The organism is Wenyingzhuangia aestuarii, from assembly GCF_011927765.1.
In the GTDB taxonomy this organism is placed as follows: Bacteria; Bacteroidota; Bacteroidia; order Flavobacteriales; family Flavobacteriaceae; genus Wenyingzhuangia; species Wenyingzhuangia aestuarii.
This window is the reverse complement of the sequence record NZ_JAATJG010000016.1, coordinates 29,884-47,877: the sequence shown is the minus strand read 5'-3', so window position 1 is coordinate 47,877 and position 17,994 is coordinate 29,884. Positions and strand designations below refer to the sequence as shown.

Here is a 17,994-nt window from a genome sequence, read left to right as displayed (position 1 = left end):
TTTTGTATTTTCGTTCCATGATAAAAATTTCAAAAGAATTTAAGGCAGGAATCGTTGCTTTACTAGTGTTAGGTCTTTTTTACTGGGGATTTAGTTACCTTAAAGGTAAGAACTTGTTAAAAGGAGGTTTAAGTAGTTATTATACGACGTATCAAAACATCAACGGTTTAAGAAAATCGAGTCCAGTTACCGTAAATGGTTTTGCTGTTGGATCGGTGATTGATATTTACTTTAGCAAGGATCCCGCAAAAAAAGGAGAATTGGTTGTAGAATTTACCATTAAAGAAGATTTTTCGTTTTCTAAAAAAAGTATCGCCAAAATATACAGTGCAGGTTTAATGGGAGGAAAATCCTTAGCAATTGTACCTGCTTATGATGGAGAATTTGCAGAACCTGGAGATTTTATTAAAGGAGAAGTAGAGTCAGACATGCTTTCTTCTTTAACCAATAAATTAAATCCATTACAGTCTAAAATAGAAAGTGCTATTACCAATATAGATTCTGTAGCGCATAGTGTAAATGTTTTGTTAAGTGATGATATGATTGTTGATATGCAACAAAGTATAGAAAACATCAATCAGATTTTAGGGACTTTAAAAAACACATCTGCAACAATTGATCATGTAATTTCTAAAAACGAAAAAAACTTAGATGCTACTTTAAAAAGTATGAATGCGACTACACAAAATTTAAAAGTGTTTTCTGATTCTTTAGCTCAAGTTAAAATTTTATCAATCTCTAAAAAGATTAACAATACTGCTGCAAGTTTAGATAGTATTACTGCTGGAATTCAAGCAGGAAACGGAACCATTGGAAAGTTAGCTAAAGACGAAAGTCTTTATAATAACCTAGAAGCTGCTAGCAAAGAATTAGAGGAGTTGTTAAGAGACATGAAAGAGCATCCTAAAAGATTTGTTCACTTTTCTTTATTTGGAAAAAAAGAAAAGCCTTATAAAGAAAACACTGATAAATAAGAATTATGCAATATATTCCAAACCTTATTTTTGCCCTATTATTAGTGGCTGGAGTTTATTTTTTTGTAGGTAATGTAAAACGAATAATTCGTAACATTAAACTAGGGAAAGATGTAGATAGATCAGATCAGAAATCTGAAAGATGGGCAAACATGGCACGCATTGCTTTAGGGCAATCTAAAATGGTAAGAAGACCTGTTTCAGGATTGTTGCATATTATTGTATATGCCGGTTTTATTATTATAAATGTTGAGGTTTTAGAAATAATTCTAGACGGGTTGTTAGGAACACACCGTTTGTTTTTACCTATACTTGGTAACGGATTCTATGGATTTTTAATTGGTACTTTTGAGGTGTTAGCTTTATTAGTATTGGTAGCTGTAATAGTTTTCTGGATTCGAAGAAATGTAATTAAAATAAAACGTTTTTTAAATAAAGAAATGACAGGTTGGCCAAAGAACGATGGAAACTTTATTCTTTATTTTGAAATGGTCTTAATGTCTTTATTCTTAATCATGAACGCTACAGATGCACATTTGCAAGCAGCAGGAATAGGGAACATAGTTAGTCAATTTATAGCTCCATTGTTTTCAGGAATATCACCAGAAGGGTTGCATACAATAGAGCGTGTTTCTTGGTGGATTCATATTACAGGAATTTTAGTATTCTTAAATTATTTATACTACTCTAAGCACCTACATATTTTATTAGCATTTCCAAATACGTTTTACGCAAATTTAAAAGCTAAAGGACAGTTTTCTAATAACAAGAACGTTACTAAAGAGGTACAGTTAATGATGGATCCCAATGCAGATCCTTATGCAGCTCCTGCCGAAGATGAAGGAGAACCAGAAAAATTTGGAGCTAGTGATGTTACCGATTTAAACTGGGTGCAATTAATGAATGCTTATACCTGTACAGAATGTGGACGTTGTACTTCTGTGTGTCCAGCTAATTTAACAGGGAAAGAATTATCACCTAGAGCTATTATGATGAAAACTCGTGATCGTTTGCAAGAGGTAGGAAAAAATATAGAAGCTAACAATGGAACTTTTCAAGATGATGGAAAGCAGTTGTTAGGAGATGATTATATTACTCAAGAAGAAATTTGGGCTTGTACAAGTTGTAATGCATGTGTAGAAGAATGTCCTGTAAATATTGATCCATTGTCTATTATTATGGATATGAGACAATATTTAGTGATGGAACAATCTGCAGCTCCACAAGAGCTAAATGCTATGATGCAGAATGTAGAAAACAACGGAGCTCCTTGGCCATATAGCCAAATGGATAGGTTGAATTGGGTAAACGAAGAATAAATACAAACAAAAAATTATGAGTTTAATAGTTCCAGTAATTGCAGATTTGTTTGCTCAAGGAAAAGAACCCGATATTTTATTTTGGGTTGGTTCTGCGGGAAGTTTTGATGATAGAGCTAAAAAAATTACAAGAGCTTTTGTAAAAATTTTAAACAAAGCTAACGTGAATTTTGCTGTGTTGGGAACCGAAGAAAGTTCTAGTGGTGATGCTGCTAAAAGAGCTGGAAACGAATTCTTATTTCAAATGCAGGCCATAACCAACATAGAGGTGATGAATATGTACAATGTTAAAAAAATTGTAACAGCTTGCCCTCACTCATTCAATACAATTAAAAATGAGTATCCAGAATTAGGAGGAAACTATGAGGTTTTTCATCACACTCAATTTATTCAACAATTGGTAGAGAATGGAGAGTTAGATTTGTCTAATGCAAAATTAGATGCAGCTACTATTACATTTCACGATCCTTGTTATTTAGGAAGAGCCAATAATGAATATGATGCTCCAAGGTTTTTATTAAAAGCATTAGGAGGAACTAACTTGGTAGAAATGAAAAGGTCTAAAAAAGATTCTTTGTGTTGTGGTGCAGGTGGTGCTCAAATGTTTAAAGAGCCAGAAAAAGGAACAATGGATGTAAATGATTTACGTACTCAAGATGCCTTAGAAACTAATCCTAATGTAATTGCTACAGGATGTCCGTTTTGTAATACCATGTTAACAGACGGAATTAAAAACAAGAAAAAAGAAGCTGAAGTTCAAGTAAAAGATGTGGCCGAGTTGGTTGCAGAGGCTTTAGGATTGTAATTAAAAAAATCAAAAAATATAAAAGTGACTATGCAGTACTTGTTTAAGTGGAATAGTCACTTTTTTTATGTTTAAAAATATGAAACATTGGATACAAGCAGCAAGATTAAGAACCTTGCCTTTATCGCTATCGGGTATTATTGTAGGTAGTTTTTTAGCGGCATCAAAAGGAATGTTTCGTTGGGATATTTGTGCATTGGCTTTGTTAACCACGGTAGGTTTTCAGGTGCTTTCTAATTTTGCCAATGATTACGGTGATGGTGTAAAAGGAACTGATAATGAAAATAGAGTAGGGCCACAGAGAGCTTTGCAAAGTGGTGCTATTAGCCCACAGCAAATGTTAAAAGGAATTTATATTACCATTTTAATTACCTTACTTATTGCTATAGGTTTAATTTATGTTTCTTTTGGTAGTGAGAATTTTGTGCTTTCTATTGTTTTTTTCGTGCTAGGATTGGCATCTATTGGAGCAGCAATTAAATATACCATGGGTAAAAAAGCATATGGTTATTCTGGTTTTGGAGATGTATTTGTCTTTTTGTTTTTTGGATTGTTAGGAGTTGTAGGTTGTGAATTCTTATTTATTCAAAAAGTAGATGTATTGTCTTTTTTACCAGCCATTAGTATTGGATTGTTTAGTGTAGCCGTTCTAAATTTAAACAATATGAGAGATAGAGCTTCGGATATTTTAGCCAATAAAAATACTTTGGCAGTTAAGTTGGGGGTGCAAAAAGCAAAAATTTATCATTACTTTTTAATTTTTGGAGGAATGCTAACTGTTATAACTTATACTGTTTTAAATACCGGTTCTTATCAAGAGTTTTTATTTTTAGTAGCTTTTATTCCTTTAGCAAAACACATAAAAGTAGTAATGCATAATAATGAAGCTGTATTAGATCCAGAATTAAAAAAAGTAGCGTTAAGTACGTTTCTCTTTGCTATTTTATTTGGAATAGGTTTATTATAGAATTTTATATCTCATCAATAGAATAACAGGAAGCCTAGGTTTAAATACAGAAAAAGAGATTATTTTTTTATCTTAGATTAACAATTAAAAGAAGAATATTATGAAAAAGTTTTTCCTATACGGATCAGTAGTAATTATAGTTGCCATTATCATTGTAGGAATTATGGCTCCAAAAGAAACAACAGTACAACGCTCTGTAGTTATAGAAAAACCTGTAGATGTGGTGTTTGATTATTTTTTGTCTTTGCAAAACATGGAAGAATATTCTCCTTGGCAAGCAAGAGATCCTAAAACTGTTCACGAATATAGAGGAGCAGGAAATACTGTAGGTTCTGTACACAGATGGGTTTCTACACACAAAGAAGTGGGAACTGGTGAGCAAGAGATTACAGATATTAAGCAAAATAAAGAAATTATATCTGAATTAAGATTTGAAGAACCTTTTGAATCTACCTCTCAAGGATTTTTAAAGTTTAAATCCGTGCCAAATGGTACAGAAGTTATATGGGGATACAATGGAAATCTTGGTTTTTTAGAAAGCATTTTTATGATGTTTGTAGATATGGACAAGATTTTAGGGGATGATTTTACAAAGGGTCTAACCACAGCAAAATCTAATTTAGAAAACTAAGAAGAGTAACAAATAAAATAGAAGCCTTTTGATGAAAGTCAAAAGGTTTTTTTAGTGTATGAAAGCAAGCTATAAAAAATATATTTTAAATTTTAAGCAAGCCTCAGGAACCTCAAGAGGAGTGTTAAGAACCAAAGAAACTTATTTTATCATTTTAGAAAATGAAGGAAAAATAGGTTATGGTGAAACAGGATTGTTTAGAGGCTTAAGTGCTGATGATAGACCAGATTACGAAGCTAAACTTGTCTGGGCATGTAATCATATTCATTTAGGACTTTCGGAGTTATTAGTGCAATTAATAGAATTTCCATCCATCCAATTTGGATTGGAGCAGGCTTTTTTGTCTTTAGGCAGTACTACAGGTTTTGATTTGTTTCCATCGGATTTTACCAAAAAAAAAGCAAGTATTCCTATTAACGGTTTGGTTTGGATGGGAAGTGAAACTTTTATGCAAGAGCAAATAGCATCAAAATTAAAAGCAGGATTCACCACTATAAAAATGAAAATTGGTGCCATTGATTTTGAAACAGAACTTAAATTATTAAAAGCAATAAGAAATCAATACTCATCAAAAGAAATTACTTTAAGAGTTGATGCTAATGGAGCTTTTACTCCAGAAAATGCCCTAACCAAGTTAGAGTCTTTGGCCAATTTAGAAATCCATTCAATAGAACAACCCATTAAACATGGGCAGTTAAAAGCCATGAAAGAATTGTGTAAGCAGACTCCTGTTCCTATTGCTTTAGATGAAGAGTTGATTGGAGTTTTTAATGCTGAAGTCAAACAACAAATAATAGAAGAAATAAACCCTCAGTACATTATTCTAAAACCAAGTTTGGTTGGAGGAATTAAAGGAAGTAATGAGTGGATTGATTTAGCGAATAAACAGAATATTCCTTACTGGATCACATCTGCCTTAGAGAGCAATATAGGGTTAAATGCAATTAGTCAGTATACCTATACTTTGGGGGTTACATTGCCACAAGGTTTAGGAACCGGAAGTTTGTATACCAATAATATTCAGAGTCCTCTAGAAGTTGTTCATGGAAACATTCAATACAATACTAGCAAAGCATGGAAAATAAATATATAACACAAGCAGGTAAAGGAAAAACACATCCGTTACTATATATTGCTGGAATTGTAATTGTAGTAATTGTTACAGGTTTGTTCTCTTTACCTTATAATTTAGTAATCGCATCCAAAGTAAATACAGGTGAAGCTGATGGTTCTAGAATAGAAGATTTTACTTATTTAATGACCTTGTTAGATAGCAATGTAAGTTTAATTTACATGATGTTACCTTTTGTAGGAGGTCTTTTGGCTTTGTATTTTGTAGTGACTAAAATACATAAACTTAATTGGTCTCTGTTTAGTACAAGTAGACCTAAAATTGATGTGAAAAGAATTCAGTTTTCTTTTTTATTGTGGGGTTTTATAAGTGCTGTCATTATATTGTTAGGAGTGTTTTTAAGTCCGGAAGAGGTTGTACTAAACTTTAAACCTGTAAAATTTGTCATTCTTTTTTGTGTAGCTATCATTATGATTCCTATCCAAACAAGTTTTGAAGAATACGTATTTAGAGGTTACTTAATGCAAGGTTTAGGTTGGATAAGTAAAACCAATTGGTTCCCATTATTAGTTACTTCTGTTACTTTTGGATTGATGCATATTGCTAACCCAGAGGTTGCTAAATTAGGAAATGGTATTATGGTTTTTTACATAGGAACAGGTTTGTTGTTGGGGATTATAACTTTAATGGATGAGGGAATAGAGTTGTCTTTAGGTTTTCATGCAGCTAATAATTTAATTACCGCATTGTTGATTACTACAGATTGGACAGCTTTTCAGACTTATGCGATTTTTAAAGATTTTTCGGAACCTAATTTAGCAATAGAATTATTGTTGATTGCTGTTTTATATCCGTTTTTACTTTTTCTTTTTGCTAAAAAATATCAATGGAACAACTGGAAAGAAAAACTACTCTAAATATTATTGTCTCTTTTTAAATTGTTCTGTACTTTTAAAATAAACCAAAACTAACGAATGACTAAAGAATACTTTGCACATGAAACATCTGTAGTGGATGATGGATGTAGAATAGGAAAAGGAACCAAAATTTGGCATTTTTCACACATTATGTCTCATGCAGATATTGGAGAAAGATGTAATATAGGACAAAATGTTGTTGTTTCTCCTTTTGTAAAATTAGGGAGTAATGTTAAAGTACAAAACAATGTTTCTATATACACAGGGGTGGCTTGCGAAGATGATGTGTTTTTAGGTCCTTCTATGGTGTTTACCAATGTAATCAATCCACGTAGTGCTGTTGTTCGTAAAGATGAATATAAAGAAACCTTAGTTAAAAAAGGAGCAAGTATAGGGGCAAATGCAACTATTGTTTGTGGGAATTCTATTGGAGAATATGCTATGATTGGTGCGGGAGCAGTAGTTACCAAAGAAATTTTACCTTATGCATTAGTGGTAGGAAATCCATCAAAACAAATAGGATGGGTAAGTGAATATGGTCACAGATTAAATTTTGATGCTGATGGCTTTGCTGTTTGTTCAGAATCATTACAAGAATATAAACTAGAAAACGGAAAAGTATCAAGAATCAACTTATGAAAAAACTACTTTCAATAATTATTTTAAGTGCAGGATTTGTTCAAGCACAAGAAAAACAAGAATTTCCAGAACATTCAAGTCAGTTAAGAATTCCTTTTAATCACAATAATTACAGTGTGTTTGAAAAAGGAATTTATGAGGCAGAAAATAGTCACACGTCTATAAAACCATATATATACAATGTAGTTAGCAAAGATGCAGGCTTAGATGCTTACAAATCGTCTTTGTTTAAGTCTAAAAAATCTTGGGGAGGTAGAAAGTTGTGGAATGAACATTTGGCTGAAATAAGAGGAAACGATTATTGGGTAAATTTAGATGCTTTGCTAGATGTTGGTATAGGTAAAGAAAACGGAAACATTGGTACAACTATTAATAATACCAGAATTTTAAAAATAGAAGGTCAGTTAGGAAAAAAACTATCTTTTTCAGCATCTGCTTTTGAAACACAAGCCAAATTTCCTCAATATATTTATGAGTATATAAAAATTCAACAACCAGAAGATGGAGCTGGAATTATTCCAGGTAGAGGAAAAGCTAAAGGTTTTGGAGAAACAGGGTTTGATTATGGAATTTCTACAGGTTATATTTCTTATACACCTAACAAGTTTTTTAATGTTCAATTTGGACACGGACAAAACTTTATAGGAGATGGATATCGCTCTTTGTTTTTGTCAGATGTTGCAGCACCTAGTACTTATGCAAAATTAACTACCACTGTAGGAAAGGTACAGTATACAAACATTTGGACTTGGTTACGAGATTTTAATTCTTCTATAGATAATGATCCTGCAAACAATGCTGCACATAAAAGAAAATATGGAGTCTTTCATCATTTAAGTTGGAATGTAATTCCCGAGTTGAACCTTGGTTTCTTTGAAGGAATTATATCAGACAATTCAGGAACTTCAGGTTCTATGCAAGCAGAATATTTTAATCCAATTATTTTTTATAAAAACATTGAATTTGCAAATGGGGAAGATGCTGGAAGTGGAGTAGTTGGTATGGATGCTAAAGTAAAAATTGGAAAAAACAATTATGTGTATTCTCAGTTTTTGTTAGATGAGTTTTCTGCAGATGAATTCTTTAAATCAGATGGTTATTGGGGAAACAAATATGCGTTACAGCTTGGAGCCAAATTTTTTGATGCTTTTAAAGTAGAAGGATTAATGTTACAAGCAGAATACAATAAAGTAAAGCCTTTTACATATTCTCATGAAGAACAACATAATTATGCACATTTTGGGCAGTCTTTAGCGCATTTATGGGGAGCTAACTTTTGGGAGGCTATTTTTATAGCTCGTTATAACAAAAATAGATGGGGAGTAAATACCAAATTAGTCTTAGGTCAAAAAGGATTTGATTTTGATGTAGCGGATGATGTTAACCAGATTTCTTATGGAGGAAATATTTTTGTAGATTCAGGTAATAGAAGTGAAGATTATAACCAAAAAAATAAACAAGGAAATTTAGCAGATATTTTAAATGTAGATGTAGAGGTTAGTTATTTGGTAAATCCATCAAACAATTTAAAAGTATATTCAGCAGTTTTGTTAAGAAACTTTAGTTCAGACAGTGCTATCACAAGAGTTGGAATTGCACCAGAGTCTACTGGTTTTACTTTTAATACAGAAAATACGCAATGGTTTACCGTAGGAGTAAAAGCAGATTTATTTAATAATTATAGAGATTTTTAAATGTATGAATAAGAGTCAAATTAAAGAAATGCCTTTTTTCTATGATCGATACATCGATTTAATAGCTGATGGAATTGATGTTGTGGAGGAGTTAAAGGCTACAGAAAATGAACTAGAAGTTTTAAAAGCAGATTTTATTAAAAATCAAGATTATCAATATAAGCCAGGTAAATGGACTCCTAAAGATATTTTACAACACTTAATTGATACGGAAAGAATAATGGCTTATAGAGCCTTAGCATTGGTTAGAGGAGAACAACAAGAGTTGTTAGGCTTTGAAGAAGACAAATATGCTAAAAATACGAACGTAAAAAACAGAACTGTAGAAGATTTGTTAGAAGAGTTTAAAGTAGTTAGAAAAGCTACAATATATCAGTTTCAGAACTTTACAGAAGAAATGTTTTTAAAAACAGGAGTATGTACAGGTATTGATGTGAGTCCATTAATCTTTGGGTTTATTTGCATTGGCCATGTAAAACATCACGTTTCTTTTTTAAAAGAGAACTACTTTATAGCATAAAAAAAAAAGCAACTCTTAAGAGTTGCTTTTTTTTTTAGTCTTTATATCCAAAACGTTTTAACTGTCTGTCGTTAGATCTCCAGTTTTTGTTCACTTTTACATATAGTTCTAAGAAAACTTTTTTATCAAAAAAGATTTCTAAATCTTTTCTAGCCTCCATTCCTACTTTTTTAAGAGCAGCTCCTTTGTGACCAATAATAATTCCTTTTTGTGTTTCACGCTCTACCATAATAATAGAACGAAGACGGATAATGTTATCTTCTTCAAAAAATTCCTCTGTTTCAATTTCAACAGCATAAGGAATTTCCTTTTTATAGTTTAATAATATTTTCTCGCGAATAGCTTCGTTTACAAAGAAACGTTCTGGCTTATCCGTTAACTGATCTTTAGGATAAAATGCTGGAGAAGCTGGTAAAAGCTCCTTTATTTTTTCAAAAACAGGTTCTATATTAAATTTTTCCAAAGCCGAAATTAAATACACGTTTGCTCTAGGAACTTTTTCTTCCCAGTAAGCTAACTTTTCTTCAATTTCTTCTTGGTTAGAAGTGTCAATTTTATTGATCAACAACATTACAGGAACTTTAGAGCTTTGAATTTTATTAAAGAAGGCTTCATCTTTTAATTCTTTCTCTCCAATTTCAACCATATAGATTAAAACATCGGCATCTTCAAAGGCAGATTTTACAAAATCCATCATAGAAGTTTGCATTTCGTAGGCAGGCTTAATAATCCCTGGAGTGTCAGAAAACATAATTTGGTAGTCATCTCCATTAACGATTCCTAATATACGGTGTCTAGTCGTTTGTGCTTTTGAGGTTATAATAGATAACTTCTCTCCAACAAAGGCATTCATTAAGGTAGATTTCCCAACATTAGGATTTCCAATAATATTTACAAAACCGGCTTTGTGTGTCATGTGTGTTAATTGAACTGCAAAGTTACGTAAACCAATATTAAGAATAAAGAGGTATTTGTTAAAGTATTATTTTGTACGGCATTAAGCTATGTTGATACTAAAACAATTAGTAAATTTGTTGGTATAAATAAAATTTAGATCATGAGTCAATTTGATAACGAGAAAATTCAGGAGTATTTAAAGAATGGAGCTGTAGTTTTAGATGTTAGAACTAATGAAGAATTTGCAGAAGGACATGTTGCAGGTTCTGAACACATTATTTTACAAACTTTACCAGGAAAAGTAAGTGTGGTAAAAGATTATGGTAAGCAAGTTATTGCAGTTTGTAGAAGTGGAGCAAGAAGCCAACAGGCAACAGATTTTTTAAAACAACATGGTGTAGATGTTATTAACGGAGGACCTTGGGAAAATGTAGATCAATACCTATAGATTTAGGTTGCCTTTAGATATAAAAAAAGCTTTCTGAAAATACTCAGAAAGCTTTTTAACTAACTACCAACCTCAATTTTTTTAAATCATTTTTTTGGTTTAAATGAATACTGTGTGTTACATTCTTTTTTTTATCTCATATATAGCCCTATATATTTCAAGTAATCTTTCTGTTAATTGAATTCGTCTTTCGGGAGATTTTGTTTTTTGTAACAAAAGCTCCACAGGATCTATTCTTCGGGTATACATTTCTAAAAGTTCGTCCATTCCTTTAGTGTCTATCTATCTTTTTTTTCTTAGGTTGTATAGAACACTATTTTTTCCAAGGCTTATAGTTCTTGTATGCTGGTCCTTGTAAGTTGTTTCTTCTGTTGTCTGTAACAATAGCATAACTTTTTTGTTCTGCGTTGTCTTTCCAAGGTTTGTAGTTTTTATACGCTGGACCTTGTAAATCTTTTTGACTAGAGGTGCTAACTACGGTTGTGCTTTTAGCTTTGTGTTGCCAAGGTTTATAGTTTTTTGCTTCTGGCCCCGTCAAATCATTTTTCTTTTGAGCGCATACACTACTTCCAACCATAATTGCTAAAACCCAAATTAAATTCTTCATAATACTATTCCTTTTATTGATTTATTTATGATAAAAATACAATCAAAAAGAGGGTTTTGAAATATGAGAAATATGGTATTTTTTTATGGTGGTTTTACGTATAAAAAACTACGTGTTTTTACGGATACATTCTAAATTAACTTTAAAGTAGTGGCTTTGTTAATTAACTCTACGGTGTTTTTTACTTCTAGTTTTTTTAACATGTTAGATCTGTGGGTTTCCACAGTTCTAGTGCTAATATATAATTTAGAAGCAATTTCTTTGGTGGTTAATCCGCTAGATAAAAAATCTAAAATTTCTGTTTCTTTTTTGGTTAGGTTTTTAACACTTCTTACCTCTGCCATGCTGTCTATCATTTTTTTAGACAAGTCTTGGTTGTAGTATTTAGAGCCATTGTGGACTTGTTTAATAGCATCAATAACCTCATCTTCATCGGTGTTTTTTAATAGGTAACCAAAAGCTCCATATTCTGCACATTTGGCAATGTAGTTTCCATCATCGTGCATAGAAATGGCAATGGCTTTTACGGTAGCATATTTTTTTCTGATGGTTTTTAAAACTTCAAAACCATTCATGTTTGGCATAGATAAATCTAGTAGGATAATATCTGGTAAAGTTCCTTGTTTTAGTACTTTAATCAACTCTAATCCATCTTCTACAGTGGCCAATACATTTAAAAAAGGATGTTTGTTTAACAGCGCAGTTAATCCATCTCTAAATAATTGATGATCATCTGCTACAATAAGATTGATTTTATTCATGAGTTAAAGGAATTTCTATTTCTACATTAGAGTTTTCAGGTTCAGATTCAAAAGTAATCAACCCATTTAAAATTTCTACACGTTCTTTTATATTGATGATTCCAGAACCTAAATTCACAGTTTCTGTATCGTAACCAATACCATCATCAAAATAATAAATAGAAAGGTAGTTGTCAAATTCTGTTATGGAAATTCTTATTTTACTTGCGTTTGCGTGTTTAACACTGTTGTTAATTAATTCTTGACTAATTCTAAAAATAGAAATAGCAATGTTGGTATTAATTTTAGATTTTTTGTCTTTAATAGAGTTGTTAAAATCTATATCTATTTGAGTTGTATTTTTAATTAATTTTACAAATGTTTTTAACGTTTCTCCTACACCAAAATCTATTAAAGAAGGTGGCATTAGTGCATAGGTCATTCTTCTAATTTCTGCAATGGTATGATCTATTAAGGCTTTCATTTTTTCTTTTTCCTCAATATCTATATTCATGTTTTCTACAAAAAAGCGAAGACTGGTTAATAAAGGACCAATACCATCATGTAATTCTTGAGCCAATCTTTTACGTTCGGTTTCTTGTCCTTCTATTAAAATTCTTTTTTTGTTGGTATTTGCTTGAGCTACTTTTTGTTGATATTCTACCAGTTTATCTTTCATTTTAACCAACGAATTTCCTAAAACATCGGCACTTGTTTTGGGTTGATAAGTACTGTCTAGTTTCATTTCTCCAACTTCATGAGAAAAACTAATTGCTTTGGTTAAGGATACTTTTAAAGAGTTTAAAGCTTTTAAAATATCGTTAATTTCTCTAAAGTGAGTCTTTTCACCAATATTTACATTGTAGTTTCCATCTGTCATGGCTAACAGTTGAGTTTCCATTGTTTTTAAAGGTTTTGATAGAAACTGTGTAAAATAAACACCTAATAAAAGTGCTATAATTAGAATAGAACAAGCAATAATTAGCAATTTAATTTGCATGTTTTGTAAAGGCTCCATAACCTCATCAACATCCATTTCCGACAGTATAGACCAATGAATGTTAGAAATAGTAATGTTGTGATAAGCACTATAAACAGGAATTCCTCTATAATCTTTATAAATTCCATTTTTTAAAACATTCTTAAAAGAGTTTTGAACACTTTTGGTTTTTGCTATGATGCTATAAGGAGTTTTGTTAGGGAAAAATCTAGAAGTAGATCTTAATTTGTAGTCTGTTCCAACCAAATAGGTTTCTCCACTTTTCCCCATTCCTGTACGTTCTAATAATATTTGCTGTATAAAATTATTAGATAGTGTTTTTATGCTTTTAATAACATTGTTTTTAACAATAACCAACCCAATTAAAAGAGTTCCATCTTTAGAAATAGGAGTAAAGTCATAAATTCCAGATTCATTAATTTTATAAGACAATTTCTCTAAATCCTTTAAATCAAAATTAATTCCATTGTCTATAGATTCATTTAGTTTAAAGTGTTTCCATTCAGCATCTAAGTACTTTTCTATCTGAACTCTTTTTAGTCGCTCAATAGAACTTAATTGAGATAGTATTTTTTCGTCTAATGTTTTTTCAAACTGATTGTAAAATGAGGTGGAAAGAGAAATAACAACTACAAATAGTAATGAGTTGATAATAATGATAATCCAAGTTCTAATGTTCATTGTTTAATGTATTGGGAGGTGTAAAAAACAGTGTTACGAATGTACATAAATTAGAGTTTATTATTAGAAGATGCAGTTTAAAAATTGTGATAGTAACGTTTAATAAAAGTCACAAAAAAAGCTCTTTATCTAGAGAGATAAAGAGCTTTTGTATTGTTGTTTAAGTGTAGTTTACCAACCTCCGCTGGCACCACCACCACCAAAGCCTCCGCCGCCAAAGCCACCTCCACCGGAAAAACCTCCGCCAAAGCCACCTGAAGACGAACCTCCTCGGTATCCTCTACTACTTCCTAAACTACCTAGTAAAATAGCTGTAAAAATATCAGAAGAATCTAGTTTACCGCCTTTGTTATTAGAGCCTCCATTTCCTTTTCCAGAATTGTTTCCTCTACTCATAAAAAAGATAACAGCTCCTACAATTAGTACAAGAATTAAAATATTTCCTTTTCCTTTAGAAGTTTTTTTCTTAGGGTTTGCTTTGTATTCTCCTGCTAAAATTTTAATAATTCTATCTGCAGCACTATTTAATCCGTAGTAATATTGTTGTTGTTTAAAAGCTGGAGTAATAAGCTCTGTTATAATCTGTTTACTTAAATAGTCAGTTAGCAAGTGTTCTACACCGTAACCTGTAGCAATGTGTACTTTTCTATCGGTTTTAGAAACCAAAATAAAGACTCCATTGTCTTTTCCTTTTTGACCAATTCCCCATTCATGTGCTTTTTCTGTAGCTAACATAGCTATATCATTACCATTTAAACTGTTAATGGTTGCAATGGCAATTTGTGTAGAAGTGGTGTCTGCATATCTAATTAGTTTTTGTGCTAATGTGCTTGCTTCTTGTTTGGTAAGCATGTTAGCATAATCATACACTCCCTTAAAGCTAGTTTCTTTTTTAGCTAAAGGATCTTGTGCGTTTGCTACTAATATTGAAAAAAAAGCCAGTCCAAGGACTAGCTTTGTAATGTGTTTATACATATGTTTTTATTTTCTGTCTCCGAATAAACGTAATAAGTATAAGAATAGGTTAATAAAGTCTAAGTACAATGTTAAAGCACCCATAATGGCACCTTTTTTAGCATCTTCCTCAGAGTTCATCTGACCAGCCATTCTTTTAATTTTTTGAGTATCATAAGCGGTTAATCCTACAAATACAAGTACACCTACATAATTTAAGATGTAAGCCATTACAGAAGATTGTAGAAACATGTTTACCACAGTTGCTATAATCAATCCAATTAATCCCATAAATAATAAGTTCCCCCAGCTAGTTAAATCTTTTTTAGTGGTGTATCCATAAAAACTCATAGTTCCAAACGTACCTGCTGTAATAAAAAAGGTAGTAGAAATAGAAGCTGATGTATACAATAAAAAGATAGTAGACATGGTTAATCCATTTAATACGGAATATAAAATAAACAGTAAGCTAGCTCTTTCAGCCGTCATGCTTTGGATTCTTGCCGATAACCAAACGACCAAACCTAGTTCAGCACCAATCAAACCATAAAAAAGGATTTTGTTAATACCTCCTTGGGGTGGATATAAAATTTCTAAAAAAGCTGGAGTAGTGGCAGCCCACCAAGCTACAAATGCAGTAATTAATAAAGCACCGCTCATCCAAGCGTATACTTTGTTCATAAAGACAGCTTCCTTTGCTGTGCTAGATTCAATTGAAAATGGGTTCATAATATTATCCTTTAGATATTTCGTCTGACAATTCGTTGGTATCGTTACTTTGGTATTTAAAATAGGTTTTTAATTGCTGTCCTGCTTCTTGAATACCATCAACCAAACCTTGTGCAAATTGTCCTTGTTTAAATTGATTGATTACTTTGTCTTTTGTGGTTTCCCAAAAATTGGTTGGAACCACATCGTTAATACCATCATCACCTAAAATAACAAATTGTTTTGCTTCGGTGGCAACGTAAAACAAGACTCCGTTTCTTGCTTCGGTTTCATGCATTTTTAAATCGTTAAACACAGCTATAGCTCTGTCCATAACATCTCCTTCAAACGTAGGTTCTAAATGAACTCTAATTTCACCAGAGGTGTTTTTTTCAGCTTCTTTAATTGCGTTTACAATTAGTGTTTCTTGTTCTTTAGTAAAAAAACTAGGTTTGCTCATGCTTAAAATTTTACTTCAGGAGCTTTACTGCTCGATGGATCTGCTTGAAAATAATCTAACTTTTCAAAAGAAAACATACTTGCAGTTAAGTTTTTAGGAAACTTTCTAATCATAGTATTGTAATCTTTTACCAAGTTGTTAAAGCGATTACGTTCTACGTTTATTCTGTTTTCTGTTCCTTCTAACTGAGATTGTAATCCAATAAATTGCTGACTAGCTTTTAATTCTGGATATCTTTCAGAAACTACCATTAATTTGTTTAGCGCTCCTGTTAATCCTTGTTGTGCTTCTTGAAATTTAGCAATGCTATTGGCATCTAATTTACTAGCATCAATTTTTACAGAGGTTGCTTTGGCTCTGGCTTCAATTACTCCAGTTAATGTTTCTTGTTCATGGCTAGCATATCCTTTTACAGTAGCTACCAAGTTTGGTATTAAATCTGCTCTACGTTGGTAAGAACTTTCTACGTTTGCCCATTGACCTGTTGCAGCTTCTTGTGCTGTAACCATGCCGTTGTATCCGCAAGAACTTAATGTGATGGCTGTAACAATTACAGCTAAATACTTTACAATTTTTTTCATGATATAATTTAATAATTACAAGTACTAAAGTACATAAACTATACCAATGTAGTAATATGACAGAATGTCTTTTTACAATTGATTCTTAATCTTTAAGAGTTCTGTTTTAATCGCTTCTAAGCGGTTAATGGTGGTAATGGTGGTAATGGTTTTTTTAGGCTGATCTCGTAATTTTTTACGAACACCTTCTAAAGAATAGCCCTGTTCTTTTGCTAAATGATATACAAGCTTTAGTTTTTCAATATCTACTTCTGTAAACATTCTATCGCCCTTACTATTTTTTTTAGGCTTAATCATTTCAAACTCTTGTTCCCAATAACGAATCATGGTAATAGGCACTCCAAAAGCTTTGGCAACCTCACCAATTTTATAATATCGTTTTTTAGGTAGTTCTATATGCATTAGTCTAAAGATTGATTTTCTTGAGAAGATAAAATCAACATGGTCTCATATTCCTCCGGAGTTAAATCATTATGATAAAAATACACAGGATTCATTTTCTGATTTCCTTTTTTTACTTCGTAATGCAAGTGTGGTGCAGTAGAAGATCCTGTAGAACCTACCAAACCAATTAAGTCTCCACGTTTTACTTTTTGACCTCTTCTTACAAAAAACTTATTCATGTGGGCATAGGTGGTTTCGTATCCAAATCCATGATCAATCACAATATGATTCCCAAATCCTTTTCTAGATTTTTTAGCAGATTTTACAACTCCATCTCCGGTTGCATAAATATTAGAGCCTTGCGGTGCAGAAAAATCCATTCCCCAGTGCATTCTTCTAGTTTTATATATTGGATGAATTCTCATACCATAACCAGAAGCCATTCTTTTTAAGTCTTTATTAGCCACAGGTTGTATGGCTGGAATAGAAGCTAACATTTCTGCTTTGTTTTTTGCCAATTTTACAATTTCGTCTAAAGATTTAGATTGTACTACTAAACGTTTGGCTAAAATGTCCATTTTTTGAGTAGCTTCTTTTACCAAGTCACTATTTTTATATCCTTCTAAGTTTTTGTATCTGTTTACACCTCCAAAACCAGCACTTCTTTCTTCTTCGGAAATAGGTTTGGCTTCAAAAATAATGCGATATACGTTGTTATCACGTTGCTGAATTTCTTCTAAAATAGCGGTAGATTCACCCATTCGCTTTTCTAAAAGTTCATAATTAAACTTTAAATTGTTTAATTCTCTTAAAGTTGCGCGCTCAGATGGAGATTTTAAAATGGTGCTAAAGGCAACAAAACCTAGTAATCCAATCAGTAAAATAGCCATAATATAAAGAATTGTATTCCTTAGAATTCTCTTTTTATTCTTCTCAATAGGCTGATAAGATAAGGTATCGGAATCGTAATAAAATTTTGCTTTCGCCATGAAACTA

21 protein-coding genes are annotated in these 17,994 nt (G+C 31.8%); 11 read left to right on the top strand and 10 right to left on the bottom strand.

What is annotated here, in order from left to right:
• Window positions 1-17 precede the first annotated feature (17 nt).
• From GGR97_RS13590 to GGR97_RS13545, 10 genes are all read left to right on the top strand, one after another.
• Window positions 18-974, top strand: coding sequence for an MlaD family protein (locus GGR97_RS13590; RefSeq protein WP_167899078.1), 957 nt, complete (start codon window positions 18-20; stop codon window positions 972-974).
• Window positions 975-979: 5 nt separating this feature from the next.
• Window positions 980-2,293, top strand: coding sequence for a 4Fe-4S dicluster domain-containing protein (locus GGR97_RS13585; RefSeq protein WP_167899077.1), 1,314 nt, complete (start codon window positions 980-982; stop codon window positions 2,291-2,293).
• 16 nt (window positions 2,294-2,309) lie between these two features.
• The gene (locus GGR97_RS13580) at window positions 2,310-3,098 is read left to right on the top strand and encodes a (Fe-S)-binding protein (protein WP_167899076.1); all 789 of its coding nucleotides are present in this window, start codon (window positions 2,310-2,312) and stop codon (window positions 3,096-3,098) included.
• Between the two features lie 79 nt (window positions 3,099-3,177).
• Window positions 3,178-4,065 carry a 1,4-dihydroxy-2-naphthoate octaprenyltransferase gene (menA, locus tag GGR97_RS13575; RefSeq protein ID WP_167899075.1) on the top strand — a complete coding sequence of 296 codons (888 nt, stop codon included), beginning with the start codon at window positions 3,178-3,180 and terminating at the stop codon, window positions 4,063-4,065.
• Between the two features lie 100 nt (window positions 4,066-4,165).
• Window positions 4,166-4,696, top strand: a complete 531-nt coding sequence (locus tag GGR97_RS13570; RefSeq protein WP_167899074.1) for an SRPBCC family protein — start codon at window positions 4,166-4,168, stop codon at window positions 4,694-4,696.
• A gap of 58 nt (window positions 4,697-4,754) precedes the next feature.
• Window positions 4,755-5,789, top strand: a complete 1,035-nt coding sequence (locus GGR97_RS13565; protein ID WP_167899073.1) for an o-succinylbenzoate synthase — start codon at window positions 4,755-4,757, stop codon at window positions 5,787-5,789.
• On the top strand, window positions 5,771-6,685 hold the full coding sequence (locus GGR97_RS13560; protein WP_167899072.1) for a CPBP family intramembrane glutamic endopeptidase: 915 nt from the start codon (window positions 5,771-5,773) through the stop codon (window positions 6,683-6,685). The genes GGR97_RS13565 and GGR97_RS13560 overlap by 19 nt, the downstream gene beginning before the upstream one ends.
• 57 nt (window positions 6,686-6,742) lie before the next feature.
• Window positions 6,743-7,324: an acyltransferase gene (locus GGR97_RS13555; protein ID WP_167899071.1), complete on the top strand. Its 582-nt coding sequence runs from the start codon at window positions 6,743-6,745 to the stop codon at window positions 7,322-7,324.
• Window positions 7,321-9,018, top strand: a complete 1,698-nt coding sequence (locus GGR97_RS13550) for a gliding motility protein RemB (protein ID WP_167899070.1) — start codon at window positions 7,321-7,323, stop codon at window positions 9,016-9,018. Before GGR97_RS13555 ends, GGR97_RS13550 begins: the two co-directional genes overlap by 4 nt.
• A 4-nt stretch (window positions 9,019-9,022) precedes the next feature.
• On the top strand, window positions 9,023-9,538 hold the full coding sequence (locus GGR97_RS13545; protein WP_167899069.1) for a DinB family protein: 516 nt from the start codon (window positions 9,023-9,025) through the stop codon (window positions 9,536-9,538).
• A 34-nt stretch (window positions 9,539-9,572) separates the two neighbouring features.
• Here the strand turns inward: GGR97_RS13545 and era are convergent, their stop codons facing one another.
• On the bottom strand, window positions 9,573-10,454 hold the full coding sequence (gene era, locus GGR97_RS13540) for a GTPase Era (protein WP_167899068.1): 882 nt from the start codon (window positions 10,452-10,454) through the stop codon (window positions 9,573-9,575).
• A gap of 141 nt (window positions 10,455-10,595) precedes the next feature.
• Between era and GGR97_RS13535 the strand changes: the two genes are divergently transcribed.
• A complete protein-coding gene (locus tag GGR97_RS13535) occupies window positions 10,596-10,883 on the top strand; it encodes a rhodanese-like domain-containing protein (RefSeq protein WP_167899067.1) in 288 nt (95 codons plus the stop codon).
• A gap of 313 nt (window positions 10,884-11,196) precedes the next feature.
• Here GGR97_RS13535 and GGR97_RS13525 read toward each other — a convergent pair whose 3' ends face one another.
• From GGR97_RS13525 to GGR97_RS13485, 9 genes are all read right to left on the bottom strand, one after another.
• Window positions 11,197-11,490: a hypothetical protein gene (locus GGR97_RS13525; RefSeq protein WP_167899065.1), complete on the bottom strand. Its 294-nt coding sequence runs from the start codon at window positions 11,488-11,490 to the stop codon at window positions 11,197-11,199.
• Between the two features lie 131 nt (window positions 11,491-11,621).
• Window positions 11,622-12,251 (bottom strand): response regulator, encoded by a 630-nt coding sequence (locus GGR97_RS13520; protein WP_167899064.1) that lies wholly within the window; start codon window positions 12,249-12,251, stop codon window positions 11,622-11,624.
• Window positions 12,244-13,911: a sensor histidine kinase gene (locus GGR97_RS13515; protein WP_167899063.1), complete on the bottom strand. Its 1,668-nt coding sequence runs from the start codon at window positions 13,909-13,911 to the stop codon at window positions 12,244-12,246. Before GGR97_RS13515 ends, GGR97_RS13520 begins: the two co-directional genes overlap by 8 nt.
• A 171-nt stretch (window positions 13,912-14,082) precedes the next feature.
• Entirely contained in the window at window positions 14,083-14,886 is an 804-nt protein-coding gene (locus tag GGR97_RS13510; RefSeq protein ID WP_167899062.1) for a TPM domain-containing protein, read from the bottom strand.
• A gap of 6 nt (window positions 14,887-14,892) precedes the next feature.
• Complete coding sequence (locus GGR97_RS13505; protein ID WP_167899061.1) at window positions 14,893-15,594, bottom strand: Bax inhibitor-1/YccA family protein; 702 nt, start codon at window positions 15,592-15,594, stop codon at window positions 14,893-14,895.
• A gap of 4 nt (window positions 15,595-15,598) precedes the next feature.
• Window positions 15,599-16,033, bottom strand: coding sequence for a TPM domain-containing protein (locus tag GGR97_RS13500; protein ID WP_167899060.1), 435 nt, complete (start codon window positions 16,031-16,033; stop codon window positions 15,599-15,601).
• 2 nt (window positions 16,034-16,035) lie between these two features.
• Window positions 16,036-16,614, bottom strand: coding sequence for a LemA family protein (locus GGR97_RS13495; RefSeq protein ID WP_167899059.1), 579 nt, complete (start codon window positions 16,612-16,614; stop codon window positions 16,036-16,038).
• Between the two features lie 72 nt (window positions 16,615-16,686).
• Window positions 16,687-17,016, bottom strand: a complete 330-nt coding sequence (locus tag GGR97_RS13490) for a MerR family transcriptional regulator (RefSeq protein WP_167899058.1) — start codon at window positions 17,014-17,016, stop codon at window positions 16,687-16,689.
• On the bottom strand, window positions 17,016-17,987 hold the full coding sequence (locus tag GGR97_RS13485; RefSeq protein ID WP_167899057.1) for a M23 family metallopeptidase: 972 nt from the start codon (window positions 17,985-17,987) through the stop codon (window positions 17,016-17,018). Before GGR97_RS13485 ends, GGR97_RS13490 begins: the two co-directional genes overlap by 1 nt.
• Window positions 17,988-17,994: the final 7 nt, after the last annotated feature.

Bases quoted from the DNA above. Each gene is read 5' to 3' on its own strand.
- GGR97_RS13545 (WP_167899069.1), top strand. From the start codon at position 9,023: ATGAATAAGAGTCAAATTAAAGAAATGCCTTTTTTCTATGATCGATAC.
- GGR97_RS13580 (WP_167899076.1), top strand. From the start codon at position 2,310: ATGAGTTTAATAGTTCCAGTAATTGCAGATTTGTTTGCTCAAGGAAAA.
- GGR97_RS13525 (WP_167899065.1), bottom strand. From the start codon at position 11,490: ATGAAGAATTTAATTTGGGTTTTAGCAATTATGGTTGGAAGTAGTGTA.
- GGR97_RS13550 (WP_167899070.1), top strand. From the start codon at position 7,321: ATGAAAAAACTACTTTCAATAATTATTTTAAGTGCAGGATTTGTTCAA.
- GGR97_RS13485 (WP_167899057.1), bottom strand. From the start codon at position 17,987: ATGGCGAAAGCAAAATTTTATTACGATTCCGATACCTTATCTTATCAG.
- GGR97_RS13535 (WP_167899067.1), top strand. From the start codon at position 10,596: ATGAGTCAATTTGATAACGAGAAAATTCAGGAGTATTTAAAGAATGGA.
- GGR97_RS13510 (WP_167899062.1), bottom strand. From the start codon at position 14,886: ATGTATAAACACATTACAAAGCTAGTCCTTGGACTGGCTTTTTTTTCA.
- GGR97_RS13515 (WP_167899063.1), bottom strand. From the start codon at position 13,911: ATGAACATTAGAACTTGGATTATCATTATTATCAACTCATTACTATTT.
- GGR97_RS13585 (WP_167899077.1), top strand. From the start codon at position 980: ATGCAATATATTCCAAACCTTATTTTTGCCCTATTATTAGTGGCTGGA.
- GGR97_RS13565 (WP_167899073.1), top strand. From the start codon at position 4,755: ATGAAAGCAAGCTATAAAAAATATATTTTAAATTTTAAGCAAGCCTCA.
- menA (WP_167899075.1), top strand. From the start codon at position 3,178: ATGAAACATTGGATACAAGCAGCAAGATTAAGAACCTTGCCTTTATCG.
- GGR97_RS13495 (WP_167899059.1), bottom strand. From the start codon at position 16,614: ATGAAAAAAATTGTAAAGTATTTAGCTGTAATTGTTACAGCCATCACA.
- GGR97_RS13560 (WP_167899072.1), top strand. From the start codon at position 5,771: ATGGAAAATAAATATATAACACAAGCAGGTAAAGGAAAAACACATCCG.
- GGR97_RS13570 (WP_167899074.1), top strand. From the start codon at position 4,166: ATGAAAAAGTTTTTCCTATACGGATCAGTAGTAATTATAGTTGCCATT.
- GGR97_RS13555 (WP_167899071.1), top strand. From the start codon at position 6,743: ATGACTAAAGAATACTTTGCACATGAAACATCTGTAGTGGATGATGGA.
- era (WP_167899068.1), bottom strand. From the start codon at position 10,454: ATGACACACAAAGCCGGTTTTGTAAATATTATTGGAAATCCTAATGTT.
- GGR97_RS13490 (WP_167899058.1), bottom strand. From the start codon at position 17,016: ATGCATATAGAACTACCTAAAAAACGATATTATAAAATTGGTGAGGTT.
- GGR97_RS13520 (WP_167899064.1), bottom strand. From the start codon at position 12,251: ATGAATAAAATCAATCTTATTGTAGCAGATGATCATCAATTATTTAGA.
- GGR97_RS13505 (WP_167899061.1), bottom strand. From the start codon at position 15,594: ATGAACCCATTTTCAATTGAATCTAGCACAGCAAAGGAAGCTGTCTTT.
- GGR97_RS13590 (WP_167899078.1), top strand. From the start codon at position 18: ATGATAAAAATTTCAAAAGAATTTAAGGCAGGAATCGTTGCTTTACTA.
- GGR97_RS13500 (WP_167899060.1), bottom strand. From the start codon at position 16,033: ATGAGCAAACCTAGTTTTTTTACTAAAGAACAAGAAACACTAATTGTA.